The sequence below is a fragment of the Bradyrhizobium sp. USDA3516 genome, assembly GCF_057651995.1.
The window spans coordinates 346,099-371,709 of the sequence record NZ_JBYGYN010000009.1 but is presented as its reverse complement, the minus strand read 5'-3'; the positions used below and the strand labels follow the sequence as shown (position 1 = coordinate 371,709).

The 25,611-nt window shown below is 64.9% G+C and carries 25 protein-coding genes and 1 pseudogene; 3 read left to right on the top strand and 23 right to left on the bottom strand.

The features are described 5' to 3' along the window. Positions 1-4: 4 nt before the first annotated feature. On the bottom strand, positions 5-1,432 hold the full coding sequence (gene pdxR, locus AC24YW_RS27505) for a MocR-like pyridoxine biosynthesis transcription factor PdxR (protein WP_487485694.1): 1,428 nt from the start codon (positions 1,430-1,432) through the stop codon (positions 5-7). 101 nt (positions 1,433-1,533) lie between these two features. On the opposite strand from pdxR, the gene AC24YW_RS27500 reads away from it, so the two are divergent. Then, positions 1,534-2,448, top strand: coding sequence for a DMT family transporter (locus tag AC24YW_RS27500; protein ID WP_487485659.1), 915 nt, complete (start codon positions 1,534-1,536; stop codon positions 2,446-2,448). Between the two features lie 65 nt (positions 2,449-2,513). On the opposite strand, the pseudogene AC24YW_RS27495 reads toward AC24YW_RS27500, so the two are convergent. The 16 genes and pseudogenes from AC24YW_RS27495 to AC24YW_RS27420 form a co-directional block, all read right to left on the bottom strand. Continuing rightward, positions 2,514-2,633, bottom strand: a pseudogene (locus AC24YW_RS27495) (YeeE/YedE family protein); the annotation flags it as partial. Positions 2,634-2,673: 40 nt separating this feature from the next. Further along, positions 2,674-3,675: a quinone oxidoreductase family protein gene (locus tag AC24YW_RS27490; RefSeq protein WP_487485658.1), complete on the bottom strand. Its 1,002-nt coding sequence runs from the start codon at positions 3,673-3,675 to the stop codon at positions 2,674-2,676. A 77-nt stretch (positions 3,676-3,752) separates the two neighbouring features. After that, the gene (gene paaK, locus AC24YW_RS27485) at positions 3,753-5,084 is read right to left on the bottom strand and encodes a phenylacetate--CoA ligase PaaK (protein WP_487485657.1); all 1,332 of its coding nucleotides are present in this window, start codon (positions 5,082-5,084) and stop codon (positions 3,753-3,755) included. A gap of 38 nt (positions 5,085-5,122) precedes the next feature. Continuing rightward, entirely contained in the window at positions 5,123-5,572 is a 450-nt protein-coding gene (gene paaI / locus AC24YW_RS27480) for a hydroxyphenylacetyl-CoA thioesterase PaaI (protein WP_487485656.1), read from the bottom strand. A 101-nt stretch (positions 5,573-5,673) separates the two neighbouring features. Beyond that, complete coding sequence (gene paaE / locus AC24YW_RS27475; RefSeq protein WP_487485655.1) at positions 5,674-6,756, bottom strand: 1,2-phenylacetyl-CoA epoxidase subunit PaaE; 1,083 nt, start codon at positions 6,754-6,756, stop codon at positions 5,674-5,676. Positions 6,757-6,894: 138 nt separating this feature from the next. Further along, positions 6,895-7,398, bottom strand: coding sequence for a 1,2-phenylacetyl-CoA epoxidase subunit PaaD (gene paaD / locus AC24YW_RS27470; RefSeq protein ID WP_487485654.1), 504 nt, complete (start codon positions 7,396-7,398; stop codon positions 6,895-6,897). Continuing rightward, on the bottom strand, positions 7,392-8,168 hold the full coding sequence (gene paaC / locus AC24YW_RS27465) for a 1,2-phenylacetyl-CoA epoxidase subunit PaaC (RefSeq protein WP_487485653.1): 777 nt from the start codon (positions 8,166-8,168) through the stop codon (positions 7,392-7,394). The genes paaD and paaC overlap by 7 nt, the downstream gene beginning before the upstream one ends. Beyond that, entirely contained in the window at positions 8,168-8,455 is a 288-nt protein-coding gene (gene paaB, locus AC24YW_RS27460; protein WP_015687593.1) for a 1,2-phenylacetyl-CoA epoxidase subunit PaaB, read from the bottom strand. Before paaB ends, paaC begins: the two co-directional genes overlap by 1 nt. 9 nt (positions 8,456-8,464) lie before the next feature. Then, a complete protein-coding gene (gene paaA, locus AC24YW_RS27455) occupies positions 8,465-9,457 on the bottom strand; it encodes a 1,2-phenylacetyl-CoA epoxidase subunit PaaA (protein WP_487485652.1) in 993 nt (330 codons plus the stop codon). 75 nt (positions 9,458-9,532) lie between these two features. Continuing rightward, positions 9,533-10,399, bottom strand: a complete 867-nt coding sequence (gene paaX / locus AC24YW_RS27450) for a phenylacetic acid degradation operon negative regulatory protein PaaX (RefSeq protein ID WP_487485651.1) — start codon at positions 10,397-10,399, stop codon at positions 9,533-9,535. A gap of 212 nt (positions 10,400-10,611) precedes the next feature. Next, on the bottom strand, positions 10,612-11,382 hold the full coding sequence (locus tag AC24YW_RS27445) for an esterase/lipase family protein (RefSeq protein ID WP_487485650.1): 771 nt from the start codon (positions 11,380-11,382) through the stop codon (positions 10,612-10,614). A gap of 189 nt (positions 11,383-11,571) precedes the next feature. Beyond that, positions 11,572-12,858, bottom strand: a complete 1,287-nt coding sequence (locus tag AC24YW_RS27440; protein ID WP_487485649.1) for a DUF445 domain-containing protein — start codon at positions 12,856-12,858, stop codon at positions 11,572-11,574. Between the two features lie 160 nt (positions 12,859-13,018). Then, the gene (locus tag AC24YW_RS27435) at positions 13,019-13,474 is read right to left on the bottom strand and encodes a phasin (RefSeq protein WP_036004804.1); all 456 of its coding nucleotides are present in this window, start codon (positions 13,472-13,474) and stop codon (positions 13,019-13,021) included. Between the two features lie 267 nt (positions 13,475-13,741). Next, the gene (locus AC24YW_RS27430) at positions 13,742-14,335 is read right to left on the bottom strand and encodes an N-acetyltransferase family protein (protein WP_487485648.1); all 594 of its coding nucleotides are present in this window, start codon (positions 14,333-14,335) and stop codon (positions 13,742-13,744) included. After that, the gene (locus tag AC24YW_RS27425) at positions 14,332-15,414 is read right to left on the bottom strand and encodes an alpha/beta fold hydrolase (RefSeq protein ID WP_487485647.1); all 1,083 of its coding nucleotides are present in this window, start codon (positions 15,412-15,414) and stop codon (positions 14,332-14,334) included. The genes AC24YW_RS27430 and AC24YW_RS27425 overlap by 4 nt, the downstream gene beginning before the upstream one ends. Continuing rightward, entirely contained in the window at positions 15,411-15,791 is a 381-nt protein-coding gene (locus AC24YW_RS27420; protein ID WP_487485646.1) for a hypothetical protein, read from the bottom strand. The genes AC24YW_RS27425 and AC24YW_RS27420 overlap by 4 nt, the downstream gene beginning before the upstream one ends. 162 nt (positions 15,792-15,953) lie before the next feature. Between AC24YW_RS27420 and AC24YW_RS27415 the strand changes: the two genes are divergently transcribed. Together AC24YW_RS27415 and AC24YW_RS27410 are read left to right on the top strand one after the other, a co-directional pair. Further along, entirely contained in the window at positions 15,954-16,868 is a 915-nt protein-coding gene (locus AC24YW_RS27415; RefSeq protein ID WP_487485645.1) for an alpha/beta fold hydrolase, read from the top strand. A gap of 122 nt (positions 16,869-16,990) precedes the next feature. Beyond that, a complete protein-coding gene (locus tag AC24YW_RS27410) occupies positions 16,991-17,452 on the top strand; it encodes a nuclear transport factor 2 family protein (RefSeq protein ID WP_487485644.1) in 462 nt (153 codons plus the stop codon). Between the two features lie 105 nt (positions 17,453-17,557). On the opposite strand, the gene AC24YW_RS27405 is transcribed toward AC24YW_RS27410, so the two are convergent. The 6 genes from AC24YW_RS27405 to AC24YW_RS27380 all read right to left on the bottom strand — a co-directional run bounded on the left by AC24YW_RS27405 (position 17,558) and on the right by AC24YW_RS27380 (position 25,290). Then, entirely contained in the window at positions 17,558-18,232 is a 675-nt protein-coding gene (locus tag AC24YW_RS27405; protein ID WP_487485643.1) for a spermine/spermidine synthase domain-containing protein, read from the bottom strand. 30 nt (positions 18,233-18,262) lie between these two features. After that, on the bottom strand, positions 18,263-21,499 hold the full coding sequence (locus AC24YW_RS27400; RefSeq protein ID WP_487485642.1) for a bifunctional cytochrome P450/NADPH--P450 reductase: 3,237 nt from the start codon (positions 21,497-21,499) through the stop codon (positions 18,263-18,265). A 131-nt stretch (positions 21,500-21,630) separates the two neighbouring features. After that, the gene (locus AC24YW_RS27395; protein ID WP_487485641.1) at positions 21,631-22,626 is read right to left on the bottom strand and encodes an alpha/beta fold hydrolase; all 996 of its coding nucleotides are present in this window, start codon (positions 22,624-22,626) and stop codon (positions 21,631-21,633) included. Between the two features lie 10 nt (positions 22,627-22,636). Then, positions 22,637-24,187: a WS/DGAT/MGAT family O-acyltransferase gene (locus tag AC24YW_RS27390; protein WP_487485640.1), complete on the bottom strand. Its 1,551-nt coding sequence runs from the start codon at positions 24,185-24,187 to the stop codon at positions 22,637-22,639. A gap of 45 nt (positions 24,188-24,232) precedes the next feature. Further along, positions 24,233-25,033 carry an esterase/lipase family protein gene (locus tag AC24YW_RS27385; protein ID WP_487485639.1) on the bottom strand — a complete coding sequence of 267 codons (801 nt, stop codon included), beginning with the start codon at positions 25,031-25,033 and terminating at the stop codon, positions 24,233-24,235. Beyond that, positions 25,033-25,290 carry a DUF6489 family protein gene (locus tag AC24YW_RS27380; RefSeq protein ID WP_172784021.1) on the bottom strand — a complete coding sequence of 86 codons (258 nt, stop codon included), beginning with the start codon at positions 25,288-25,290 and terminating at the stop codon, positions 25,033-25,035. The genes AC24YW_RS27385 and AC24YW_RS27380 overlap by 1 nt, the downstream gene beginning before the upstream one ends. Positions 25,291-25,611 lie beyond the last annotated feature (321 nt).

Below are 25,611 nucleotides of genomic sequence, written 5' to 3'. Positions count from 1 at the left end.
CCTACTAGAAGCAGGATGCCATCGTCCGCACCGCTGCGCTGATCTCGCTCTCGCGCCACGCCGCAAAGCCGAGCAGCAGGCCGTGATCGCGCGGCTTGCCTAGCGCTAGGCTGGACAAGGCGCGCGTTTCGACGCCCGCCTCGACCAGCCGCTTCACCGCCGCCCGATCAGTGCGGCCGCGCTCGAGGCGGGCGACGAGCTGGATACCGCCGGGGGGCACCTCGATGGAGAGCGCGCCACCAAGATGCCGCTCCAGCTCCGCGACGAGGTGATCGCGGCGCGCGTGGTAGAGCCGGCGCAGCCGGCGCAGATGTGCGAGGAAGTGTCCATCGGTGATGAATTCGGCCAGCGCGTCCTGGACGTGGCTGGCGCCGATCAGCCCCATGTGCTGCTGCGCGATCTCCAGCGTGCCCATCAGCGCCTTCGGCGCGACGAGATAGCCGAGCCGGATGTCCGACCTCATCGCCTTCGAGAACGTGCCGACATAGAACACGCGGCCATAGGCATCTAATCCCTGTAGGGCCGGCACCGGCCGGCTATCATAGTGGAATTCGCCGTCGTAATCGTCTTCGACGATCCAGGTCTTGCCGGGCCGGCTCGCGCCCAGAAAGCCGGTGCGACGCTCCAGCGACATCAATCGGCCGGTCGGGTGCTGATGCGACGGCGTCATGAAGATCAGTCTTGGAGCGGGGAGGCCCGGCGTCCGCTGCATGCCCTGTTCGTCCAGCCTGATCCCGGTCAGGCGCGCGCCGGATGCGCGGAAAGCCGCCGTCGCGCCGGGATAGCCGGGGTCTTCGACCCAGACGGTGTCGCCTGGCGAAATGAGTGTTGCAGCAATCAAGGTCAGCGCCGCCTGCGCGCTCGGCAGGATCATGATCTGATCCGCCGTGGCGCGCACGCCCCTGCTGCTCGCCAGATAATGCGCGAGCGCTTCGCGCAGGCCTAGCCGGTTGATGGGGCCGAGTTCGCGCCTGCCTGCATGCACGGCACTGCGGCGCAGGCAGCGCGCCCAGACCTCGTTCGGAAATTCCCTGAAGTCGCCCACCCCGGGGCGCAGCGGCTTGAGTTGCCCCCGATAGGACATCGGCCAATCGGCCCGCTGGAGCTTCGTGGCCCAGGGTGAGAGCCGCGGCCTGCCGGCGCGTTCGCCCGGCGCCATGGCGCCCCGTTCGATGCGTTCGTGCCCATGGGTCGTGACCACGGGACGGCGACCATGTGACGCCGCGAGATATCCCTCGGCCGCGAGCTGCTCGAACGCGTTTGTGACGGTGTTGCGCGACACGCCGAGATCGCTGGCAAGCCGCCGGCTCGACGGCAGCACGCTGCCTTTGCCGAGGCGGCCGGTCGCGATCAGATTCCGGAGCTGTCTCGTCAGCTGCGCAACGAGCCCCTCACCGTCAGTCCGCTTCAGTTCGATCAGGGAAGAGACCATCGTGTCGGATACTGGCACCCTGTTCTTCTCCCATCTGGCCCTTTCTGAGAGACCAGTCTGGATGCTAACCAACGGCTTGCATCGCTTCAAGGACTTGCGGCATGAATACCCTGCCACCGCGTCTGGCCGTCGGTCTGTTCCTCATCGTCGTGCTGGCCTGGGGCGTCAACTGGTCGGTGACCAAGCAGCTCGTGCAGTTCGTCCCGCCGCTTTGGGTCGCGGCGATCCGGAGTTGGATCGCGTTGGCCGGCTTGTTCGCGATCCTCGCACCGAGCAACCATCTGGTGATTCCTGAGCGGCGCGACATTCCCGTGATCCTGAGCGTGGCGCTTCTGCACATGACGCTGTTCTCGATCCTGGTTGCGGCCGGCCTTCGCTTCCTGCCCGCGAGCAAGGGCGTCGTGCTCGGCTACACTACACCGCTGTGGGTTGCACTCGCCGCGCCGCTGCTTGGAAAGGACGCGCTGACCGCGCCAAAGCTCGCGGGCGCTCTGCTCGGCCTGATCGGCCTTGTCGTCATCCTGAATCCGTCCTCGGTCGACTGGAGCAACACCAACGTCCTGCTCGGCGCTGGCATGGTCATCCTGGCTGCGATCTGCTGGGCTGCGAACATCATCTATATGCGGGCGCATCGCTGGATCGGATCTCCGCTCCAGCTCTTGTTCTGGCAGGTGCTCCTGGCAACGATCGTGCTCTCGGTCGGTGCAACCGTCGTGGACGGCCTTCCGCATGTGACGTGGTCGTGGACGCCCGTACTGCTGTTTCTCTATTCGGGGCTGATCGGAACGGTGCTGGCCTATTGGGCAATGTCGGTGGTCAACAAGAGCATCTCGGCCCTGACGACGTCGCTTGGCACCACGGGGACACCGCTCGTCGGCATCGCCAGCGCCGCGATCCTGCTGGGAGAACCCATCGACATCAGCCTTGCGATCGCGGCCGCTCTGATCGTCACCGGCATCGGCCTTGCGACGCTCGGCGACCGGATGCTGCGCGGTCAGGCCACCGCGAGAGGCTGAACGCCGCCGATCCCCATCAGCGCGGCACCGGTCCCGGAGCGCAGCATGTGGCGCGGCGACGAATAGCCTTCGATCAGAAGCCCGCGCATGCTGCTCATCAGGCAGAAGCCGCTGGGCAGGACGACGGCGCCGTAGACGAGGCCGATGCCGAGGCCTGACAGGATGACGAGTTGCGTGGATTCCATCGGCTCTCAGAAGTCTCGACGCACTCGGTCATTGCGAGCTTCATGGCCGCAGGACGACCCTATCCCGCGACGAGCCGGCGACCGCAACATACGCTTCCTTCGCGCGTTCCAGAGGATAGATCGCATTTGGCCTGATCGGAAACGGCTTCAGATGGCCGCTCGCAAAACCAGGGCCAAGGTCGCGCAGCACCGCGCCCGTCGCGGCCGACGAGAGACCCAGGGTGTCGATGCCGACATAGGTGTGCTGGCCGCGATAGAATTCGAGGATGTTGAACTGCACGATGCGGTCGATCGCGGCGATCAGGATCTGGCGGCCGCGAAGCGCGAGCGATTTGTGCGCGGCTTGGAAATAGGGATCGCCGACCGTATTGAAGACGATGTCGGCGCCCTTGCCGCCGGTCAGTTCGCGCACGCGCGCGGCAACGTCGATGGCGGAGGCGTCGATCACCTCGATGGGCGCGTTGGTGTGGCCTTCATAGGCTTCAGCCCTGCGCACCACGCCGATCACGCGCGCGCCCTGCCAGGTCGCGATCTGCACCGCGGCCTGGCCGACCTTGCCGTTGACGCCGAGCACCAGAACGGTCTCGCCGCTCTTCGGCACGCCGGCGCGACGAAAGCCTTCCATCGCGGTGACGAAGGGCACGCCGATGCCGGCAGCCTCCTCCCAGGACAGCGTCCTGGGCTTCTCCACGACCGCATCGGCTTCGACCACGAGATGGCTCGCATGGGTGCCGTCGCGACGGATGCCGAGGTCGCCGGACGAGCCGAACACTTCGCGTCCCATTGTGCCCGCAGGCCCGTCGATCACCACGCCGGCATAGTCGCGGCCGGGGGTCCGGGGGAACACCGCATAGGGCATCAGCCCGGTCGCAGCCTTGACGTCGGAAGGATTGACCGCGGCAGCCTTTACCTCGATCAGGAGATCGTTCGGCCCGCACGCAAGCATCCGCCCCTCAACTGTCGGTGCAAGCGCAGCTGCCTTTTCAGCTTTGGCGTTGAGGCGCACACAGCGCGCTTCGGCAGTTTTGGCTTCGGCTGACATGAAAAGACCCGCGATTTCTCGCGGGCCTTGTCGCCTCTGGAGCCGGTCGAGTCAATCCGTCCAGTCAATCCTTCAGGTCAGTCCTTGGGCCGCTTGTCGTAGAGCCGCTTGGCCTTGCCGAGCGAGCGTTCCAGCGTCGCGGGCGCAACCACCTTCACCCTCGAGCTGACGCCGATCGTGTTCTTGATGTGGGTGGAAATCCGATCCGCGTGATCGACGAGGCCGCTTCCGTCCCAGCTCTCGGGCCGCGCCTCGGCAATGATGGTGAGCTCGTCCATGCGGCCTTCGCGGGTGAGCTCAAGGATGAAGTGCCCGCCGCACCAGTCGGTCGCGAGCAGCACCTCCTCGATCTGGGTCGGGAACAGGTTGACGCCGCGCAGGATGATCATGTCGTCCGAGCGGCCCGTCACCTTCTCCATCCGCCGCATGCCCGGCCGTGCCGTGCCCGGCAGTAGCCGCGTCAGGTCGCGGGTGCGATAGCGGATCACCGGAAAGGCTTCCTTGGTGAGCGAGGTGAAGACCAGTTCACCCTTCTCGCCATCCGGCAGCACCGCGCCGGTCTCGGGATCGATCACTTCGGGATAGAAGTGGTCCTCCCAGATGTGCAGACCGTCCTTGGTCTCGATGCACTCCTGCGCGACGCCCGGGCCGATCACCTCGGACAGGCCATAGATGTCGGTCGCGTCCATGTCGAAGGCGTCCTCGATCTCGGCGCGCATCGCGTTGGTCCAGGGTTCGGCGCCGAAGATGCCGATCTTGAGCGAGCACTGGCGCGGATCCAGCTTCTGGCGCTTGAACTCGTCGAGGATCGCCAGCATGTAGCTCGGCGTCACCGTGATGATATCGGGCCGGAAATCGTTGATCAGCTGCACCTGCCGCTCGGTCATGCCGCCGGAGATCGGCACCACGGTGCAGCCGAGCTTCTCGGCGCCGTAATGCACGCCGAGACCGCCGGTGAAGAGGCCATAGCCGTAGGCATTGTGGATGATCATGCCGGTGCGGCCGCCGGCGGCACGGATCGAGCGCGCCATCACCTCGGACCAGGTGTCGATATCTCGCTGCGTATAGCCGACCACGATCGGCTTGCCGGTCGTGCCCGATGAGGCATGCACACGCACCAGCTTTTCGCGCGGCACGGCGAACATGTTGAAGGGATAGTTGTCGCGCAGGTCCGTCTTCACCGTGAACGGGAATTTGGCGAGATCGGAGAGATCGCGAAAGTCGGACGGATGAACGCCCGCCTTGTCGAACGCCTTGCGGTAATGCGCGACGTTGTCGTAGGCGTGCTTCAGCGACCAGGCCAGGCGCTGCTTCTGCAGCACCATGATCTCATCGCGCGAGGCGCGCTCATGCGCATCCATCTCCGCGTTATAGGCGTTGCCACCTTCCTTGAGCTTCGTCAGAGCCATCCTCGTTTCCCCACATTGTTTTATTCTTTTTCTTGGTCTTATTGATCCTGCGTCGGCAGCCATCTGCCGGGAATGACGCGCGAATGTCCGCGGAATTCCGCAATGACGACCTCGTCCGCCGTGACACGCACGTCGTAAATGCCGGAGCGACCGCCGCGGGTGATCTCCCGCGCCTTGGCGATGAGGCGATCGCCAAGCTTGCCGGGCTTGATGAAGGTGATCTGGCCCTGCGCCGCCACGGCGCGCTCATTGTGCGAGTTGCAGGCGAACGCGAAGGCCGAATCGGCGAGCGTGAAGATGAAGCCGCCATGGGCGATGCGCTGGCCGTTCACCATGTCCGGCCGCACCGTCATGGCGAGCGTCGCAAAGCCCGGACCGATCTCGACGATCTCCATGCCGAGGCCTTTGGAGGCATCGTCCTCGGCCCACATCGCGTCGGCGCAGGCGCGGGCGATATCCTCAGGCGACAGGGTGGTTTTGACGTTCACGCGCTTCTCCCGGCCGGACGTTTGCTCATGATGTTCTGCTGGTTGAGCAAGACTGTCAAATAATGCGACGCATTTGCGTTGCGGAGCCGCAGAACGCCTGATCAGACATGATCATAATCGACCACGGCCCGCTCCGTGGACGGCTTGGCCTGGCAGGTGAGAACAAAGCCGGCCTGGAGCTCCCACGGTTCCAGCGAATAGTTGACATCCATCCGCGCCTCGCCCTCGACCAGTTTGGCGCGGCAGGTCGAGCACATGCCGCCCTTGCAGGCGAAGGGCAGATCGACGCCGGCGCGGAGCGCGGCATCGAGGATGGCCTCGTCCTCGGCGACGGGCACGTCACGGCGCTTGCCGTCGATGATCAGCGAAGCGATCGCCTTGGGCGGCGCGTCGGGCGCAACCGCTTGCTTCGGCCGGGGCTTGCCGCCGAATTCGGAGACGAAGCGCTCGACATGGACGCGCTCGTCCGCGATGCCGAGATCGCGGCAGGTCGCCTCGATCTCCTCGCTCATGCCGAGAGGACCGCAGATGTAGACATGATCGACGCTGGCCGCCGGCACCAGCGCGCGCAACAGCACCCTCACCTTGTCGCCGTCGAGCCGGCCATGCAGGATCGGGATGTCCTGCTCCTCGCCGGAGAGCACATAAAAAATCGAGAGGCGATCGATGAAGCGGTCCTTCAGCTCCTCGAGCGCTTCGAGGAACATGATGCTGTCGGTGGTGCGGTTGCCGTAGAACAGGAAGAAGCGACTTCCCGGCTCGCGCGCGAGCACGCCCTTCACGATCGACAGGATCGGCGTGATGCCGGAGCCGGCGGCGAAGCCGACATGGACGCGCGCACGATCTGCCGGCGGGACCACGCCGAAACGGCCGGTCGGCGTCATCACGTCGAGCTCGTCGCCGCATTTGAGATCCTCGGCGGCCCAGCTCGAAAATGCGCCGCCGTCGATCTTCTTCACGGCGATACGGATCTCGCCGTCATCGGGGCCGGAGCAAATCGAATAAGAGCGGCGCACCTCCTCGCCGTCGAGCGTGGTGCGCAGCGTCAGGTACTGGCCGGGCGTGAAAGCGTAGTCGCCGGCGAGTTCGCCCGGGATTGCGAAGGTCATCGAAACGGCGTCGGACGCCTCGCGGCGAAGGTCGCTGACGGCGAGACGGTGAAAGCGCGGTGCGGCTGCGGACATCACGGGCACCCTCGATCGGTCTCTTCGTCGTCATTGCGAGCGAAACGAAGCAATCCAGAGTCTTTCCGCGGAAGCAGTCTGGATTGCTTCGTCGCAAGAGCTCCTCGCAATGACGATGTTGCTGGCATCATGCGTCTCTCAATGACACTTGAAGTAATCGAAGGGTTCGCGGCAGGCCTTACAGCGCCAGAGCGCCTTGCAGGAGGTCGAGCCGAATTCGGATAGCAGCTCGGTCTTGTCCGAGCCGCATTGCGGGCACGCCACCGTCTGATCGCCGAACAACGCACGGCGCGAGTTTGAAGCTTGCGGCGGCGCGATGCCGTAGGCGCGCAGCTTCTTGCGTCCGTCCTCGGTCAACCAGTCCGTGGTCCAGGCCGGCGACAGCACGGTCCGTACCTTTGCATGCTGAAAACCGGCGCGCTCCAGCGCGATCTCGATTTCGAGCGCGATCATGTTCATGGCCGGGCAGCCCGAATAGGTCGGTGTGATCGCGACCTCGACATGATCGCCGTCGAGAACGACGTCGCGCAGCACGCCGAGATCGGCAATGCTCAGCACCGGAATTTCCGGATCGACCACGCTTGCGGCGGCGTCCCAGGCGCGCTGGCGCAGCGCAGCGTCGTCATTGGTCACCGTCACCATGTCAGCCCCGGAAAAGTCCGCTGCATCGATTGCAGCTCCGACAGGAGGTGGCCGAGATGCTCGCTGTGACGACCGGAGCGGCCGCCCTGCTGCATCCACTCGTTCTGCGGCAGCGCGAGCGTTGCTTCACTCGTGACATCCGAGAGCGTCGCCAGCCAGCGCCCACGCAAGCTTGCGGGATCGACGGCAATGCCGGCATGGATCAGCGCGCGTTCGCCGTCGTCGACGGCAAACATCTCGCCGGTAAAGGCCCAGAGATGATCGATCGCTCCTTGCGCGCGCGCGTGGCTCTCCTCAGTGCCGTCACCGAGCCGGATAATCCATTCCGAGGCATGGCGCAGATGGTAGGCGCTCTCCTTCTCCGATTTCGCAGCAATCGCCGCCAGCGTCGCATCGCGCGAATTCATCATCGCACGCCAATAGAGATCGGCGAAGGCGGAATAGAAGAATTGCCGCGCCAGGGTCTGGGCAAAATCGCCGTTGGGCTGCTCGACTAGGAGAAGATTGCGGTACTGCCGCACGTCGCGCAAGTAAGCGAGCTTGTCCTCGTCGTTGTCCCTGCCTTCGACCTTGGCGGCAAAGGTGTAGAGCTCCCGCGCCTGGCCGATCAGGTCGAGCGCGATGTTGGAGAGCGCCATGTCCTCCTCCAGCATCGGCGCATGCCCGCACCATTCCGACAGCCTGTGACCGAGGATCAGCGCATCGTCGGCGCGGCGCAGCGCGTAGAGCACCAGCGGGGTTTCGGAGACCTGGATGTTGGCGACCGCCATTACATGTGCCCCACTTCTTCGGGCACCTCGTAAAAGGTCGGGTGCCGGTAGATCTTGGATTCCGCTGGCTCGAACATCATGCCCTTCTCGGCCGGATCGCTCGCGGTGATCGCACTGGAGGGCACGACCCAGATCGACAGGCCCTCGCCGCGCCGGGTGTAGATGTCACGGGCGGCCTGCAGCGCCATGGTCGCATCGCTCGCATGCAGCGAGCCGACATGCTTGTGCGCGAGCCCGTTGCGGCTGCGAATGAAGACTTCCCACAGCGGCGTGTTCGGCGTGGCCATATCGATCTCCTATTCGGCAGCCTGGGCGGTCTGACGACGGGCGCGCTTGGCGGCATAGGCGGCTGCCGCCTCGCGCACCCAGGCGCCCTCCTCATGCGCCTTGCGGCGCGCGGCCATGCGGTCGCGGTTGCAGGGGCCGTTGCCGGCGAGCACCTGCTTGAACTCGGTCCAGTCGATCTCACTGTAGCGCCAGTGCCCGTCGGCGTCCTGAATCATGCCGGCATCGGGAATGGTGAGGCCGAGATATTGCGCCTGCGGCACGGTGGCATCGACGAATTTCTGGCGCAGCTCGTCATTGGAGAAGCGCTTGATCTTCCATTTCGTCGAGGTGTCGCTGTGCTGGCTCGTCGCGTCCGGCGGGCCGAACATCATCAGCACCGGCCACCACCAGCGGTTCAGCGCGTCCTGCGCCATCGCCTTCTGCTCCTCCGAGCCGCGGCACAGCGTCACCATGATCTCGTAGCCCTGCCGCTGGTGGAAGGACTCCTCCTTGCAGACGCGAATCATCGCGCGCGCATAGGGCCCGTAGGAGCAGCGGCACAGCGGGATCTGATTCATGATCGCAGCGCCGTCGACCAGCCAGCCGATCGTGCCGATGTCGGCCCAGGTCAGGGTCGGATAGTTGAAGATCGAGGAATACTTGGCCTTGCCGGCGAGCATGGCGTCGACCAGCTCCTCGCGCGAGGAGCCGAGCGTCTCGGCGGCGGCGTAGAGATAGAGCCCGTGGCCGCATTCATCCTGGACCTTGGCGAGCAGCGCGGCCTTGCGGCGCAAGGTCGGCGCGCGCGTGATCCAGTTGCCTTCGGGCAGCATGCCGACGATTTCCGAATGGGCGTGCTGGGAGATCTGGCGGGTGAGCGTCTTGCGATAGGCCGCCGGCATCCAGTCGTTCGGCTCGATGCGCTCTTCGGCATCGATGCGGGCCTGGAATTGCGCAGCTTTGCCTGCGTCCTCGAGATCGCGATCAGCGGTCTCGGCCGTGTTCAGCGCCTGGGTGTACATGCGCATCCTCCCGTTTATTGGGAGGGAATATATAACAAGATTTACATCATGCAAGATATTTCTGTAACATAATGGTCAGACGCCGAACCTTCGCTCCAGCAGCTTTCGCGCGGGCGGCAACGGCCCTTTTTCATTGGTTCCATGGCCGTCGAGCCATTGTTCGGACGGAGCAAGCAGCGCGCGATAGATCTCGCCGCAGAGTTCGCGGGCGGCCCTGCCCGGCCAATCCGGCGGCAGCAGGCTCTCGGGCAGCAGCGGATCGCGCAGCACGACGCGGCGGTAATGATGGATCAAGAGGATCCGCGCGGTGAAGGCGTCGGCCTCGGACAGATCCGTGCCGCGCGCGATCGCAGCGCGCAGCGGCTCGAACGTCTTCATGAATTTCAGATAGGCATCGGCGGTCCGATCGAGCGGCCAGCTCGCGCTGAGCAGACGGCGGCCGCTGTCGTCTTCCGCCGAGACTTCGAGGCGGATCGCGCCCGCCGCCTCATGCGGCACCGGCACGCCCGATGGCGCGACCCACACGCCCGGCAGCGGGCTACCGAAGCCGGCGTTGCGCAGCGCCTCGCGCGAAGCGTCGCGATCCCCGCCATTGCCGATCAGCAGCAGCTCGAAGCGTCCGGTCCAGTCGGACGGCGGCGGATCGTAGATGTGGCGCGTCGCTGCCTCGAAGGTCTGGCGGCCCTTGTCGGCCAGGCGATAGAAACTGTTGCGGCCGACCTTCTCGCGCGTCAGCCAGCCGTCGGCAGCAAGCCGCGACATCGCGGTGCGCACCACGCCGCTGTCGATGTCGAGGCTTTCGAAGAATTCCAGAAGCGTGCCGAGCCACACCACACCGCCGCGCGGCACGATGGCATCGCCGAACACGGTGATGACGATGGAGCCGGTGCGCGAGGGCTCGCGCTTGAGCTGGTCGATGATGCGGGAGAGCGGATGCGCCATGCGGCAGGCTTAGCGCGTTTGATGCGGGCGCGACAATGGAGGGGACGACGCTCTTACTCTTACTCTCCCTCTCCCCGTTCTTACGGGGAAAGGGTCGAGGTGAGGAGCTGCCTCAGCAAACTCGATGACAGTCGGAATCGCGGAGATCCCCTCACCCGGAATTTGCTGTCGCAAATTCCGGCCTCTCCCCGCAGGCGGGGAGAGGCAAGACATCACCGATGCGGATCGGGATACACCACGCTGCGCCAGCCGCTGCGATCGAACGGGCGCCATTGGCCTTCCTTCTGTGCGAGGCGATCGGCCACGGCATAGACGGCGGCCGGATGATGGCCCATGCCGCAATGGCTGCTTTCGACCTCGATGCTCTCGGTCTGTGCGCCCGACTTCTCCATGCAGCCTTGCCAGGCACAGACGCCGTCGGTGCGGCTGAAGATGGCGGTGGTCGGCACCGGCGGCGGCACGGCGAGCTCGCCGCCAAAACGCGGATCGACCTCGTCGGCCTTGCGTCCGCTCGCCCATTCGTAGACACGCCAGGCATTGGTCGAGCGCGGATCGCCCGCGAAGGGACTGCCGAGCGTGATCACCTGCCGCACGCGCTCCGGCATCATCTTGGCAAGCTGGCGCGCATAGATGCCGCCGAGGCTCCAACCGACCAGGCTGATCTTGCGGCCGTGGGTGTCGTTGAGCTCGCGGATCAGATTGAGCATCGCATCCTGCACGCCGGGACGCAGGCCATAGTTGCGGCCCAGGCGCCAACCTGCCACCGCATAGCCCTTGCTGCTCAGAAACGTTCGTAGCGCGCCTGTGGAGGTGTCGGAAGCCACGAGGCCCGGCAGCACCAGCACCGGATGCCCATCGCCGCGCGGCGCAAGGCTGAGCAGTGGCAGCGCGCCGAGGAACGCGCCGAACTCGTGGATCGCGCGCCCCTCGAGAAACATCAAGGTGCGGGACGGCGGGCGCAGCATCTGGGCAGTTGCGGTCATCAATGTTTCCCTGAAAAACGGCGCCGGCTGGGATGCCGGCAAATGGAGATGAATTCCAACGCGCCGGCTTCTCGATCGTTCCGCAGCGCAACATGAATCAGCTAGGCGGCCGGTTCCCGACATTCAAGCGGGAGAGACGCGAGGCGACAATAGGCCCGCGCGTTAATGCTAACGGCCGTGACGCAAAAGTCACAACCATCGGAGCAGGGATTCTACGGTGTAGAGCGCGAGCCCGGCGAGCCCGCCGATCAACGAGCCGTTGAAGCGGATGTATTGCAGGTCGCGGCCGATGTTGATCTCGATCAGCGAAATCAGTTGCGTCATATTCCACGCCTTGACCTGATCGGAGATGAAGGTCGAGACGCCGCTCTTCTGGTCCGCGACGAAGCTGCGCAGCACGGTCACGAGACCCTTGTTGATCTCGCCGCGCAGCTCGGCATCGCTGGCGAGCGCCTCGCCGGCCGAGACGAACATCCCGGCGAGATGATGCTGCAGCACCTGCGTCTCGCCGCTCGCGCTGCGCTCGATGAAGGAGCGCGTATTGGCCCAGACGGTGCGGGCGAGATCGGCAAGCTCCGGCCGCGCCAGGAGGTCGCGTTTCAGGCCGTCGATGCGGTCGATATAGGCCTGATCGGTGCCGAGCCTGTCGACGAAGCTCAGCACCATGCGGTCGAACTCGCCGCGGAACGGATGCTTGGGATCGCTGCGCACTTCGTTGAAGAAGGCGGTGGCGGAGGCCACGATCTTGTTCACCAGAAACTTGTCGGCGCGATAGAGCTTGAGCAGGGTCGGCAATTCCGCGCGCACCTTCTCGCGGATCATCGCCATCGTCTCCGTCTGGTTCAAGGTCTCGTGCATCACGCGCAGGAGATCGTCGAACAGGATCTGATGCCGTCCCTCCGCGACGAAGCCGCGCAGCGTGCCGGCCGCGAGCGGCGCGAGGTCGATCGTCTGGAGCTGCGAGGACATGCGGCGGATGATGAAGGTCATCAGGCCGGAGCTTTCGGTCGCGGACACGGCCTCCGGCAACAGACGCAGCGCGAAGCGCGCGAGGTCGTCGCTACGCTTGCGGTCGCGCAGCCAGTCGGCGACGAAGGAGCCGAAATCGATCTCCTTCAGCTTGGCCTCGACCGGACCCGCCTCGAGGAAATGCACCTGGATGAACTCGCCGAGCTTGTCGGCGATGCGGGCCTGGTTGCTCTGGATGATCGCGGTATGCGGGATCGGCAGGCCGAGCGGCCGCTTGAACAGCGCAACCACGGCATACCAGTCGGCGAGGCCGCCGATGGTCGCGGCCTCGGCGAAGGCGGCAATGAAGCCGAACACCGGATGCACGGGCAGCAGCCATTTCGCGACCACGAACAGCGCCAGCGTCGAGGCCAGCACCAAAGTCGCCAGCGCCTTGACGCGGCGCAGCTCGGCCGCGCGTTCGGCATCGCCGGGAGTGTCGAAGGAGAAGGTGACAGATGAGTCCATGACTTCATCACAGTACTCGTCATTGCGAGCGAAGCGAAGCAATCCAGTCTGCCCCCGCGGTAAGACTCTGGATTGCTTCGCTTCGCTCGCAATGACGGCGGCGCAAAAACAAAGGCCCGCCGAAGCGGGCCTCAAATTCAGTTTGTACTCAGGCGCCAGATCAGGCGGTCTTGCTGTAGACCTTGGCGAAATTGTCCTGAGCGGACTTCGCACCGTTGGCGGCGAGCTTGCCGAGATAGTCGGCGGTCGCCTTGGCGCGCGAGACGAACACTTCGCCGCGGGAGCGGAGCAGGCTCGACTGGATCTCGACGGCTTCGCTGACCGACTTGGCGGACGCGAGCTTGTCGATGCCCGAGAAGAACGCCTCGGCATCCTCGTAGATCGCCTGCTGGATGTTGCGGCTGATCTTGCCGGCCTCGGTGATGGACTCGGTCACCGCGTTCTCGACGGCGGCGGTCACGCGCTCGGAGCCAGCGAACACCTCGGCAGCACGGTCCTTGGCAGTGTTGGCAGTCTTCTTGACGAATTCGCGGGCGGCCTCGGGAACTTCCAGGTTCTGGATGTTCTTGAAAGCGTCTTTGAAGCCCTCGAAAGCGGTGTTGGTTTCAGTGGTCATGGGGTTCTCTCCATCCTCAATGGTTTGAGCTATGGGCTCACCCCGTCCTCGATGGCCCGGGGCACGTCTTATATGGCATAGTTAATTGTGCGATGCAATATTCTTATTGCGGTGCGGTATCACGAAATCGTGAGCATGGTTAAAGCTAGGCAGACTGCTGCCCTTTTGGGCCCTGCCTACTGTGCATGGGGTTGAATTCCATTTTTTTTGAAATGGAAGGGGCGCCTCTAATGCTGGACGGCGCTTTTTAGTGCTGGACGGCGCTTTCTAGTGCTGGACGGCGCCTGGCAGGCCGTAGGCCTCCATCTGAGCCTGGACCTGCGCGATGTTATGGCCGAGCACGACGATGTCGTGGGTCTTGCCGTCGACGTCCCGGACATGGTCCCGCAGCAGGGCCTCGGCCTTGAAGCCGAGGCTCTCGAACAGGGCGATCGCCGCCTGCTGATCCACCGTCATCTGGACCGAGAGCTTTTCCAGGCCCGCGCCGAGCGCGAGGGCAAAGGTCTCCTGCGACAGCGCCTTGCCCACACCCTTGCCGCGGACCTCCGGCGAAACCACCATGCGGATCTCACCGACATGGGGCGACCAGGAATGGGGATCGCGCACCAGCGTGCCGCAACCAACGACCCTGCCCTCTCTGGCCGCAAGCAGGCTGGTGATCGCTCCGCGCTCGATCTCCTTGACCCAGGCCGACAGGACCTTGGGCTCGCTGATGTTGCGCGGCAGGAACAACAAATCGTGGGTCGGCAGGCCCTTGCCGAAGGCCAGCACGGCGGCCTCGTCGGCGGGCGACATCAGGCGGATCTCGATAGCGCCGGCGTCGGTTGTGACGTGGCGCGGGTAGGAACGCTGCTCGCTCATATCGATCTCTTTCCCAGCCAGGAATCCAGTTTCGGCCACAGCCGCTTCACCGCGTTGGCGCCGGCGACCAGCGAGACGTGACCGCCCTTCAGGATCACCTCTTCCTTGTCGGTCGAGCCGACCTTGGCGATCAGGTGCCTGGCGGCCTCATAGGGCACGATGTGATCGTGCTCGGCGACGGCATGCAGGATCGGCACCGTGATGTTCTCGAGCTTGGCCGCACGGCCGCCGACCGACATGGTGTCGTTGAACAGCTTGTTGTCCCACATCAGGTCCTTGGTGATGGTGCGGAAATATTCGCCAGCGAGCGGCAGCGTGTCGGTCGCCCAGCGGTCGAACATGCGGTACGACTTCACGAACTCGTCGTTCCAGATATTCTCCCAGAGCTGGATCTGGCTCACCGTGCGCGAGGCCGGGCGCAGCATCTCGAATGAGGACAGGATCATCTCCGGCGGCACGTTGCCGACGCTGTCGACGAGGTGGTCGACGTCGAAATAGCGGCGGTCGGAGAAGTTCGAGAACAGTTTCATCTCGCGGAAATCGATCGGCGTCGTGAAGCAGATCAGGTTCTTCATCGGCCCGTCCTTGTGGATCGAGCCGTACAGCAGCGATAGCACGCCGCCAAAGCAATAGCCGATGACGGAGACGTCCTGCTCGCCGGAATCGGCCTGCACGCGGCGGACGCAATCCGGGATGAAGTCGAGGACGTAGTCCTCCATGCGCAGGCCCTTCTCCTCCGGGCGCGGCGCGCTCCAGTCCAGCATGTAGACGTCGTAGCCGCGTTTCAGCAGGAACTCGATGAAGCTCTGGCCGGACACGAGATCGAGGATGTAGCCGCGGTTGGTGGTCGCCATCACGATCAGCACCGGCACGCGGTAGATCTCGTCCGACATCGGCCGGTAGTGATAGAGGCTCATGGTGCCGCGCGCGTGCAGCACGTCCTTTGGCGTCGAGCCGAGCGAGGGGCCCGAGGTCGAGAAATATTCGACGCCCTTGATGCTGCGCTGAATCGCGCGCTGCACCTCGGACTGGATGCGCTCCGGGATCGACGCAAGATCAAGTCCCGCCGGCGCGTTCATTTTGGGTCTCCGCCTTCGGACGGCGGACGTTTGGTACGCGGCGGCCGCGGCGCGGCGCCGGGTTGCTGTGCGCCCGAATTGGCCGACATCTGGCTCAGCATCGACTTGATCTCGCCGAGCTGGCCTTCGATCGACTGGAGCCGTTCCGCGATGCCGGTGATCTGCTCGCGGCTCGGCAGGTTCATTGAGAGCAGGTATCTCTCCATGAGATCGCCGAATTGCTTCTGAGCACCTGCAGCAACGCCGCCTGCGCGGTTCATGGCCTGCGAGAATTCGGGCGTCTCCATCGCCTTGGTCGCGAAGGAGTTGAAACCCTTCTCCATTTCGCCGACCATCTTCTGCCACAAGGCGACCGGATCGGTGATCTTGTCGGTCATCAGCGTCCTCCCAATGCGGAGGGCTTTGCACCCTTCTTGTCCCGCCATACCACACCGTTGCGCGGTGCCGGTCAACCGGCAAGCAGCCGGCGCAGCGTCGGACACGCCGCTTCTTCGCGGAACGAAACCGTGCGATACAGCATCGGTCAGCAGGAGGGACCCGTGACCGCCCATCAGCCGCCCCAGACCGTCCGCGCCAACGGCATCGACATCTGCTACGAGATCTTCGGCAACGACAATGCCGAGCCGCTTCTGCTGATCATGGGCCTCGGCGCACAGATGATCCATTGGGACGATGCGTTCTGCGAGCAGCTCGCCGCACGCGGCTTCCGGGTGATCCGCTTCGACAATCGCGACATCGGCAAGTCCAGCCATCTCACCGGCGGCAAGCGGCTGACGCCGTTCGAGCTGCTGAAGCTGCGCTTCTTGCGGATCCCCGTGGCCGCCACCTACAAGTTGATCGACATGGCCAAGGATACGGTCGGGCTGATGGATGCGCTCGGAATCAAGTCGGCGCATCTCGTCGGGGCGTCCATGGGCGGCATGATCGCGCAGGAGGTGACGTTGTCGTTTCCGCACCGCGTGCGCTCGCTGACCTCGATCATGTCGACGACGGGCAATCCGCGCATACCGCCCCCGACGCGCGAGGCCGCCGCGGTGCTGATGGCGCCGCCGCCGCGCAGCAAGGAGGAGTTCATCGTCCGCTACGGCCAGACCTGGAAGGTGCTGCGCGCCGGGCACTTCCCGGAAGAGGAAGCGCTCGACCCCGGCCGCGCCGAGCGGGTGTTCGCGCGCGGGCTCAATCCAGCCGGCGTTGGCCGCCAGCTCCGCGCCGTGCTTGCCTCCGGCAGCCGCAAGGAGCGGCTGCACGCCGTGAAGGTTCCGACACTCGTGATCCACGGTACCGTGGATCCGCTGGTCCGCCCCGAAGGCGGCAAGGATACGGCCACGTCGATCCCGAACGCAAAGCTGCTGATGATCGAGGGCATGGGCCACGCGCTGCCGATGCGCTTCTGGCCGGAGATCATCGACGCGATCGAGAAGCACGCGCATGGCGCGGCGGCGCAGGCGGCCTAGGCCGGCAGGTCTCCTCTCGGTGACCATGTGAGCTGCCGGTGCCTGTCTTAACGGGGGCTCCGATGAAGGCTATACAAGCCGTCTCAGACGCCAAACAGAGGCTGCGGCCTCTCGGAGCTCACATGCATTTCATCATCCGATCCGCGGTAATGGCCGCTTCCATCCTCATGTTGTCTCTCGGTGGCGGCGCCGCGATGGCTGCCAGCGCGCAGGAAGAAGCCAACCGCCAAACCGTGCTGGCGTTCTATGAGAAGGGCCTCAACCAGAAGGACGCCGACGCCGCCCTCGCCTATGTCGGCAACCGTTACGTCCAGCACAATCCAACCGCTCCCGATGGCCCCGACGGTTTCCGGAAGTTCGTCGGCTTCCTGCGCGAGAAGTTTCCGAACTCGCGCAGCGAGATCAAGCGCAGCTTCGCGGAGGGCGACTTCGTCATCCTGCACGTTCATTCGGTTCGCGAGCCCGGCACCAGGGGCCGCGCGATCGTGGACATCTTCAAGCTGGAGAACGGCAAGATCGTCGAGCATTGGGACGTCATTCAGGAGATTCCTGAAAACCCCGCGAACGGGAATACGATGTTCTGACATCGCTGCTGCGTCGGGTGGGCAAAGGCGCGCTCTTCGCGCGCCGTGCCCACCATGTCTCCACATCGACGATAGGAATCGTGGGCACGCTTCGCTTTGCCCACCCTACGGCTTCCGCGCGATCCAGATCACGTGGCGCGCGCCGCCGCCTCTTCCGGTGGCGCGAATGTTGACTTCGTTGACGTCGAAGCCCGCGCGCTTGAGACGCCCTGTGAACGGCGGATTGGGTCCCGACGACCAGACGGCCAGCACGCCTCCCGGCCGCAGCGCCGTCTTCGCCGACGAGAGCCCGCTCGCATCGTAGAGCGCGTCATTGCCCTTGCGGGTCAGTCCCTCCGGCCCATTGTCTACATCGAGCAGAATGGCGTCGAAGGCCGAACGCTTCGCCCGGATGATCTCGCCGACATCGATCTCGCGAATGCTCACCCTGGCATCATCGAGGCTGTTGCCGAAGACCTCGGCCATCGGGCCGCGCGCCCAGGCGACGACCGACGGGACCAATTCGGCGACCACGATCTTCGCCTGGGCACCGAGCACCGCCAGCGCCGCGCGGAGCGTAAAACCCATGCCGAGTCCGCCGATGAGAACGACGGGCTTTGCGACTTTCTCGATCTGCTTCGCCGCAAGCGTGGCAAGGGCGGCCTCGGACCCCGACAGGCGGCTGTTCATCAGCTCGTTGCTGCCGAGCTTGATCGAGAACTCCTTGCCCCGCCGCATCAGGCGGAGCTCCTCGTCGGAACCGGGGATCTTGGCGGTGTCGATCTTTTCCCAGGGAATCATGGCAGTGCTTTAGCACGAACCGACGGGCAATCACCCGCCCGCCCAGACGTCCAGCACATAGCGGTTGCTCGCGCCCATCTCCTCGATCCAGCGTGCGCCTGCCGCGGCATCGCTGCCGCTCTTCTCGCGATGGATCGCGACGAGCGCAGCCTTCACGTCCGGCTCCATCTTCGCGCCATCGCCGCACACATAGACGATCGCGCCCTGCTCGATCAACGGCCAGACTTTGTCCTTCTGCGCCGCAAGCATGTGCTGCACATAGGTCTTCGGCCCGTCGCTCCGCGAGAACGCCGTGAACAGCTCGGTGATGCCGCTCGACGCCAGCGCCTTCAGCTCCTCCGCGTAGAGAAAATCCTGGTCGGGATGACGGCAGCCGAAGAACAGCATGGATGGACCGAGGGTGGCCCCTTTCGCCTTGCGCGCGGCGCGCTCCTGGAGGAAGCCGCGGAACGGCGCAAGTCCCGTACCCGGACCGATCATGATGATCGGAACGGACGGATCATCGGGCAGGCGGAAGCCCGCCTTGGTCTCGCGCACGGTGGCATAGATCGTATCGCCCGCCCGCCGGTTGGCGAGATAGTTCGAGCAGATGCCCTTGTAGGTGCCGCGGCCGGAGGCCGCCGGACCTTCGACCACGCCGACCGTGATGCTGCAACGCGCCGGGTCAACCGACGGCGAGGACGAGATCGAGTAATAGCGCGGCGCCAGCAGCGAGAGCATCTCGAGATAGACGTGGAACGGTAGTTCGCAAGCCGGATATTCGAGCAGGAGGTCGAACACCGATTTGCGCTTGGCCAGGATCTCGGTGCGGTACCGCTCGAGCGGTTCCGTCTCCTCGCCGACGAAGGCCAGCAGCTTCGGCTTGGTGACGGGGCAGCGGGTGTGCTCGGCCATGATCTGGATCTGCTTGCGGGTCGCGACCTGCTGCAGCTCGACGAACTCGCTGAGCAGACGGCCGACCGACACGGCCGCGCCGACAGGCAATTGCGCGCGCCGGCCTTCGGCCACCTGAAGCCTGATCTGATCGGCGGGCAGGAAGCCGAAGCGGCGGGCAACCGAATCAACCAGCGTAGGATCGTTGCGCGGAACGACGCTGAGGTGATCGCCGACGCGGTAGCCGAGGTTGGCCGGCAGCTGCACCTCGATGTGGCGCGTCGAGCGCTCGGAAGGATTCGCGCCGGACTTGTTCTGGAGCTCGTCATTGACCAGCACCTTCATCGCCACTGCACCGCCCTGGGCGACGATGGTGTTGACGGCGGTCACTGCGACCGGCTCGATCGCATAGAGCGGATCGTCCTCGGCGGTGCGGGTGAAATTCCAGTCGATGCCGAACTCCTTGGTCGCAACTTGCGCGGCGGCGGGGAACCATTTCTGGAACTGGCCGTCGAGATCGCTGCGCGCATCGCCCTCGCCGCGCGGATAGACCGCGCGCGCGCCATGCTTCGACAATTGCTCGTCGATGAAGCGCGGCACCGATTGATAGGTCGCGGCCCAGTCGCTGTTGCCGCAACCGAACACGGCGTAGCGCACACCGGCGAAAGCATCCTTCGGCAGATCCTCACCGAGCCATTTGACGAACTGCGTCGCATTGTCCGGCGGCGCGCCGTTATAGGAGGCGCAGATGATCAGCACCCCGCCCTGCTGCGGCAGCTTGCCGACGTAATCGTCGAGCGGGCCGAGATGCACGGCAAAGCCGTTGATCTCGGCAAGATCGGCCATGCGCGTTGCGAGCTCCTCGGCGGTACCGAGATTGGAGCCGTAGAGCACCAGCATCGGCGTGTTGTGCCCGGGCCGCGTGGTGGGCTGACGCTGCGCTTTGGGCGCCGAGGACGCAGCCGCAACGGGCCCGCCATAGGCGCCGCGCTCGCGGTCGGCGCGCGGCCGCACCTTGATCTTGAAGCCCTCCGGTTTGATCGTCAGCGTCTCCTTCAGATGCATCTGGTAGCGCTGGTGGTCGATCAGCTTGAAGCGCTGCAGGATCATGCCGAGCGCAAGCGCTGCCTCGTGCATGGCGAAGCCGCGGCCGATGCAGGCGCGCTGGCCGTTGCCGAACGGCTTCCAGGCATTGATCGGCCGCTTTGCCTCCGCCTCGCGGCTGAAATTTTCGGGATCGAATGCATCAGGGTTGGGGCCCCACACGCTGGGATCGCGATGCAGCGCCGTCACCAGGATGGTCACGAACGTTCCCTTCCTGAGCTTGTACTTGCCGCCGCCGATGGTCTCGTCGTTCAGCGGCGAGATGCCGTAGGCCGGCGCCGGCGGCCACAGCCGCAGCGACTCTTTCAGGATCTGCGTGATGTAGGTGAGCTGCGTCACCTGCTGATAGGTCGGCTTCGCTTTGACGTCGGGGCCGAAGACGCGGTCGACCTCGTCATAGGCCTTCTTGAGAATCTCCGGGTGCTTGAGCAGCGCATAGAGCGTGTAGGACAAGAGGCCGCTGGTGGTCTCGTGCCCCGCGATCAGGAAGGTGTTGATCTGGTAGCGGATATTGACGTCGTCGAGCTGCTCGCCGGTGGAACGGTCGATGCCGGTCATCATCGCGGCGAGCATGTCCTTCTTGTCGTCGCTGCCTTCCCCGCTCTTGCGCCGTTCGGCGATGATCTCGTCGACCATCTTGTTCATGAAAGCGACGTCTTCGGCCAGCGTCTTGCGGCGCTTCTGCATCCAGAGCTGCTCGAACGGCAGGCCGCGCGTCATCATGATGGTTTCGAGCGAGCGCACCAGCGACTCGACGAAGGGATGGTAGTCGCGCCGGTAGAACGAGTTGAAGCGGTAGTCGAAGCCGCACAGGCCGATCGTATCCAGCGTCAGCGCGGTCATGTCGTGAACGACGTCGATCTCGTCGTCGGCGTTGAGACGCTCCCATTTCTGCACGAGCTGCTCGGCGATGTCGACCATGCTTGGGTGATAGGACTGCATGGCGCGGTTGCCGAAGGGCTGCAGCAGGATGTTGTGCGCCTTGCTCCAGTTCGGCTCGCGGGTGTCGGCAGTGAACAGGCCGTCACCGCCGACCGCACGCACGCGCCGCAGCGCGCCGCGTACCGTCTTGTCGAACCGCTTCTCGTCCGAGAGCTCGTCGACGAGACCGTGGCCGGAGACGACGACGATCGGCGAGCCCATCATGTCGAGCCAGAAGATCGGACCGAGCTCCTTGGCAAGCCGCGTCAGGTGCTGCACGGGAGCGGCCGCATCCAGCGACAGCATGTTGCCGACCACCGGCTTGGTCGGCGGCTGCGGAATCGGGTCCAGACGGTTCTTGGATGACATCGAAATGTAGTCCCCCTGCCTCAATGTCGTCATTGCGAGCGAAGCGAAGCAATCCAGAAATATATCCGCGGAGGCAGTCTGGATTGCTTCGTCGCCTCGCTCCTCGCATGACGCGTCCACAATGACGAGCGCTAGCCAAACCGCCTTCTGCGCCATTCGATCAGCTTGGCGCTGACCTCCTCCGGCTTCTCCTGCTGCGTCCAATGGCCGCTGTCCTTCACCAGATGCTTTTCCAAATCATCGATCAGCTTCTCCATGCCGTCGGCCGCCGAGGGCGGCAGCACGGCATCGTTCTCGGCCATGATCATCAAGGAGGGCACGTGGATGTGGTGGTCCAGCCCCTTCGACCGCTCCCAGTTGCGGGTGAAGTTGCGGTACCAGTTGATGCCGCCGGTGAAGCCTGTCTTCGTGAAGGTGTCGACGAACACCTTCTTCTCGTCAGCCGACAGGATCGGCGTGCGCGGATCGACCTTGGCATCGTACGCCGCGATCATCTGCGGGAAGGCCAGATTGGTCTTCGACGAGGCGCCGACGCCCGCGATCGGCGGCTCGTCCGGTTTCGCTGCCGGCTTTGCCAGCGGCTTGCGCATGAAGGCATCGAAGGTCTGCTCGACACGGCTGCCGAAGATCTTGTCCGGTCCTCGCGCGGGGTCCTGGAACTGGACGATGTACATCTGGTCGCCGTAGCGCTGGCGAAACAGCGCGATCGGATCGACCGGCATGCGGTCCCAATGCGGCGTGTTGACGCCGACGACGCCGGCGACGCGCGTGGGGTGCCGCAGCGGCATCTGCCAGACGACGAAGCCGCCCCAGTCGTGGCCGACGAAGATTGCCTTGTCGATCCCGAGATGGTCGAGCAGACCGACGAGATCGCCGGTCAAGTGCTCCATGTCATAGGCGTCGACCGGCTCGGGCCGGTCGGTCGCGCCATAGCCGCGCTGGTCGGGCGCGATCACGCGGATGCCGGCCTCGCTCAGCGCCTTGATCTGGTGACGCCAGGAGAAAGCGAGCTCGGGCCAGCCGTGGCACAGCACCACCGGCGGCTTGTCATCGGCCGGGCCCGCCTCGTAGAAGCCCATGCGGATTCCGTTCGTCGTCGCGAACTTGAGCGGCGGCATTTCGATCATTGCAAATTCCTTACTCTGCCGCGCCCTTGATGTCAGCGGCCGGCGGCGTGTAGGCCGCCTCCAGCGCAGCGAACTCCGCCGGCAGCATGTCGCACATCACCTGCACATGCGGGATGATGTTGGCGCCGACGATGAAGCCGAAATCGAGCTGGTCGCGATAGCTCTGCACGGTGATGTTGAGCGCCTGCCCGTGGGTCGAGATCGACACCGGGAAGATGTGCAACAGCTCGGCACCGGCGGCATAGAGCGTCTGCCGCGGCCCCGGCACGTTGGACACGGTGATGTTGGCCGCGGGCGGCAGCACGTCGGACAGGTTCGAGCGGCTGTAGAGCAGCGCCAGGATCTGCACCATGATCGGCGCGCCCAGCATCGAGATGTTGGAGACCTGCGGCATCAAGGCCCGCAAGGGATGCGACATCTCCTTGGACTTGGTCGATTGCGCGATGATCGCTTCCAGCCGCGCTTTGGGATCCTCGATGTTGGTGGCGATCGAGCAGATCATGCCGAACACCTGGTTGTTGGCCTCGGTGTTGCCCTCCTCGCGCAGCGAGATCGGCACCGCTGCGGTCAGGGATTTCGTAGGCAGCGTGCCATATTGCAGCAGATAGCGGCGGACGACGCCGGAGGCGAGCGCCAGCACCACGTCGTTGAGCTTGCCGCCGGCCTGCTTGGCCAGCGCCTTGGCCCGCGACAGCGGGATCGACACGCCGGCAAAGCTCCGCTCCGAGGAGATCGTCTTGTTGAGCATGGTCGGCGGCGACACCATGCTGGCAAGGCTTTCGCGCGACTTGGGATCGGCAATCTTGCCGAGCACGTCGGAGACGCTCTTGAGCACGGTCGGGATGTTGCCGGCGAAGCGCACCGCGCTCTCGATCTGGTACATCGCGTTGTCGAACAGGATCGAGCCGATGTCGCTCTTGCCGGTGCGGGGCAGCTGCAGGTTCTTCGCCGCTTGCGAAGCCTCCAGCGGCTGGCTGAACAGCTGCTGATAGGAATCGAGCAGGTTGGCGGCGATGTCGCGCGGCTCCTGTCCGGGTTTGCTGCCCGCCGTCGGCGGCTCGACCTTCCGCGGGATCGGCGAGATGTCGTAGATCATGTTGGTCAGCGCCGCCCCGGCGCCGCCATCGATCGCGGCATGGTGCATCTTGGAATAGAGCCCGACCTCGTTGTCCTTCATGCCCTCGAACACGTAGAACTCCCAGAGCGGGCGGGCACGGTTGAGCAGCTTGGCATGCATCCAGCCGACGATGCGCTCGAGCGTGGCGCGGTCGCGCGGCTGCGGCAGGCTGGCGCGGAAGATGTGGCGGTCGATGTCGAACTGGTCGTCCTCGACCCAGGAGGGATGATCGATGTCGAGCGGCGCCTTCTCCAGCCGCGCCTTGAGAATCGGCGCGATGTGCAGACGCGAGACGATCATCGCCTTGAAGTCTTCGAAGAAATCGCCCTTGTAGTCGTCAGGCAGGCGGAAGATCGCCATGCTGCCGACATGCATCGGCATTTCCGGTGTTTCCAGATAGAGAAACGACGCGTCAAGCGACGACAGCTTCTTACCGTCAGCCATGGTTCCCTCCCGAATATTCGACGGGCGCCTTGGCGGCGCTTCTCGTCAGGCCGATACTGCCCGGTCCGGCGGGGCATATGCAATGGCAAACGGCCCCGCCCGGTCAAATGGCCGGAAGTCTCCCTCCGGTTGCGCCAGGCGGTCCGCCACGGCCCACAGCACCGCCGGGTTCACGCCGAGACCGATATGGCTCGCCAGATGCACCTCGATGTTCTCGGCACGGTCGGAGGGGCGCAGCAGACAGGTCCGCCAGTTCACGATGCCGTCGGCGCGCGAATAGATCGACGTTGCCGGCATCGGCAGATCGCCAGCAATCGCCTCGCGCGCCTCCGCAAAATCCTCAACCCGCTCGCCAGACAGCGTCTCGTAAAGCCGCGTCGCGTTGGTCGCCCGCACATCGTTGGCGAAAGGGCTGCCGAGCGTGACGACGTAGCGGACCTTGTCCGGTGCCCAAAGCGCGAGATCGCGGGCATAGACGCCGCCGAGACTCCACCCGACCAGGCTGACCTTGCGTCCCGTGGCGGCATGGATTTCGGCCAAGCGACTGCGCAGCGAATCCCGCATGCGCCCGAGCCCGCCGAGATTGCGGCCCATCCGCCAGGCATGCGCCGCATAACCGAGCTCGCTGAGATAGCGCCGTATCGGCACCATCGAGAGGTCGCTGGCGAGAAAGCCCGGCAGCGCCAGCACCGGATGGCCGTCGCCCCGCGGCGCCCGCATCAGCAGCGGCGACAGCAACAGGCTCGCATTCAACTCGAACAGCCCGCGGGCTTCGGCGAGCAGCAGGCCGAGACCCGGCGGACGAAGCCGGCCTTCTTGCAGCCTCCCGTCCGGCTGGGGCGACACTATTTTTTCTTGTCGCCGCTGCGCGGGCCGCCGAGACCGGCCATCGCGACGAACATGTCCTGAAACCGCTCGGCGATCTTGGGATCGAAGGTGAACCAGCTCTGGATCAGCGATTCCGGCGAGACCTTCTCGATGTTGCTGAGAACCTGCTGCTGCAGCTTGTCCATCACGGCCGTCTGCATCGGCCCCACGTCAGGCAGACCGAAGAACTGGCGGGCTTCGAGGGGGGTGCAGTCGATTTCGATGTTAACCTTCATGTCCCCTCCGGATGAGATTCGAGCGGCCTGTCGGAGTATCGCCGCGAGAAGGTCTGCAACGCAAGCGACCTGAGGGGAAGCCGTCAGGAACGGCTTCCCCAATCGACGGGTATGGTCAATCAAATTGTCTGGCCCGCGACCCGGCGCAGAGGCTCGCCGGCCGGCCCCGGTCGCCGGGCAGCATTGCTGCACAGCGGCGCAACTTGGCGCGTTCCTTGCTGGAATGACGCTTGCACGGGTCGAGAACTCTGGGCAACATGGATCAGTCAGCCCCGCCGAACAATCAAAAATCACCGGCGCGGCAGTGTGGAGAGGGTCAAG

Coding starts and splice junctions, on each gene's coding strand:
- pdxR (WP_487485694.1), bottom strand. CDS start 1,432: ATGGTCTCTTCCCTGATCGAACTGAAGCGGACTGACGGTGAGGGGCTC.
- AC24YW_RS27500 (WP_487485659.1), top strand. CDS start 1,534: ATGAATACCCTGCCACCGCGTCTGGCCGTCGGTCTGTTCCTCATCGTC.
- AC24YW_RS27490 (WP_487485658.1), bottom strand. CDS start 3,675: ATGTCAGCCGAAGCCAAAACTGCCGAAGCGCGCTGTGTGCGCCTCAAC.
- paaK (WP_487485657.1), bottom strand. CDS start 5,084: ATGGCTCTGACGAAGCTCAAGGAAGGTGGCAACGCCTATAACGCGGAG.
- paaE (WP_487485655.1), bottom strand. CDS start 6,756: ATGTCCGCAGCCGCACCGCGCTTTCACCGTCTCGCCGTCAGCGACCTT.
- paaD (WP_487485654.1), bottom strand. CDS start 7,398: ATGGTGACGGTGACCAATGACGACGCTGCGCTGCGCCAGCGCGCCTGG.
- paaC (WP_487485653.1), bottom strand. CDS start 8,168: ATGGCGGTCGCCAACATCCAGGTCTCCGAAACCCCGCTGGTGCTCTAC.
- paaB (WP_015687593.1), bottom strand. CDS start 8,455: ATGGCCACGCCGAACACGCCGCTGTGGGAAGTCTTCATTCGCAGCCGC.
- paaA (WP_487485652.1), bottom strand. CDS start 9,457: ATGTACACCCAGGCGCTGAACACGGCCGAGACCGCTGATCGCGATCTC.
- paaX (WP_487485651.1), bottom strand. CDS start 10,399: ATGGCGCATCCGCTCTCCCGCATCATCGACCAGCTCAAGCGCGAGCCC.
- AC24YW_RS27445 (WP_487485650.1), bottom strand. CDS start 11,382: ATGACCGCAACTGCCCAGATGCTGCGCCCGCCGTCCCGCACCTTGATG.
- AC24YW_RS27440 (WP_487485649.1), bottom strand. CDS start 12,858: ATGGACTCATCTGTCACCTTCTCCTTCGACACTCCCGGCGATGCCGAA.
- AC24YW_RS27435 (WP_036004804.1), bottom strand. CDS start 13,474: ATGACCACTGAAACCAACACCGCTTTCGAGGGCTTCAAAGACGCTTTC.
- AC24YW_RS27430 (WP_487485648.1), bottom strand. CDS start 14,335: ATGAGCGAGCAGCGTTCCTACCCGCGCCACGTCACAACCGACGCCGGC.
- AC24YW_RS27425 (WP_487485647.1), bottom strand. CDS start 15,414: ATGAACGCGCCGGCGGGACTTGATCTTGCGTCGATCCCGGAGCGCATC.
- AC24YW_RS27420 (WP_487485646.1), bottom strand. CDS start 15,791: ATGACCGACAAGATCACCGATCCGGTCGCCTTGTGGCAGAAGATGGTC.
- AC24YW_RS27410 (WP_487485644.1), top strand. CDS start 16,991: ATGCATTTCATCATCCGATCCGCGGTAATGGCCGCTTCCATCCTCATG.
- AC24YW_RS27405 (WP_487485643.1), bottom strand. CDS start 18,232: ATGATTCCCTGGGAAAAGATCGACACCGCCAAGATCCCCGGTTCCGAC.
- AC24YW_RS27400 (WP_487485642.1), bottom strand. CDS start 21,499: ATGTCATCCAAGAACCGTCTGGACCCGATTCCGCAGCCGCCGACCAAG.
- AC24YW_RS27395 (WP_487485641.1), bottom strand. CDS start 22,626: ATGATCGAAATGCCGCCGCTCAAGTTCGCGACGACGAACGGAATCCGC.
- AC24YW_RS27390 (WP_487485640.1), bottom strand. CDS start 24,187: ATGGCTGACGGTAAGAAGCTGTCGTCGCTTGACGCGTCGTTTCTCTAT.
- AC24YW_RS27380 (WP_172784021.1), bottom strand. CDS start 25,290: ATGAAGGTTAACATCGAAATCGACTGCACCCCCCTCGAAGCCCGCCAG.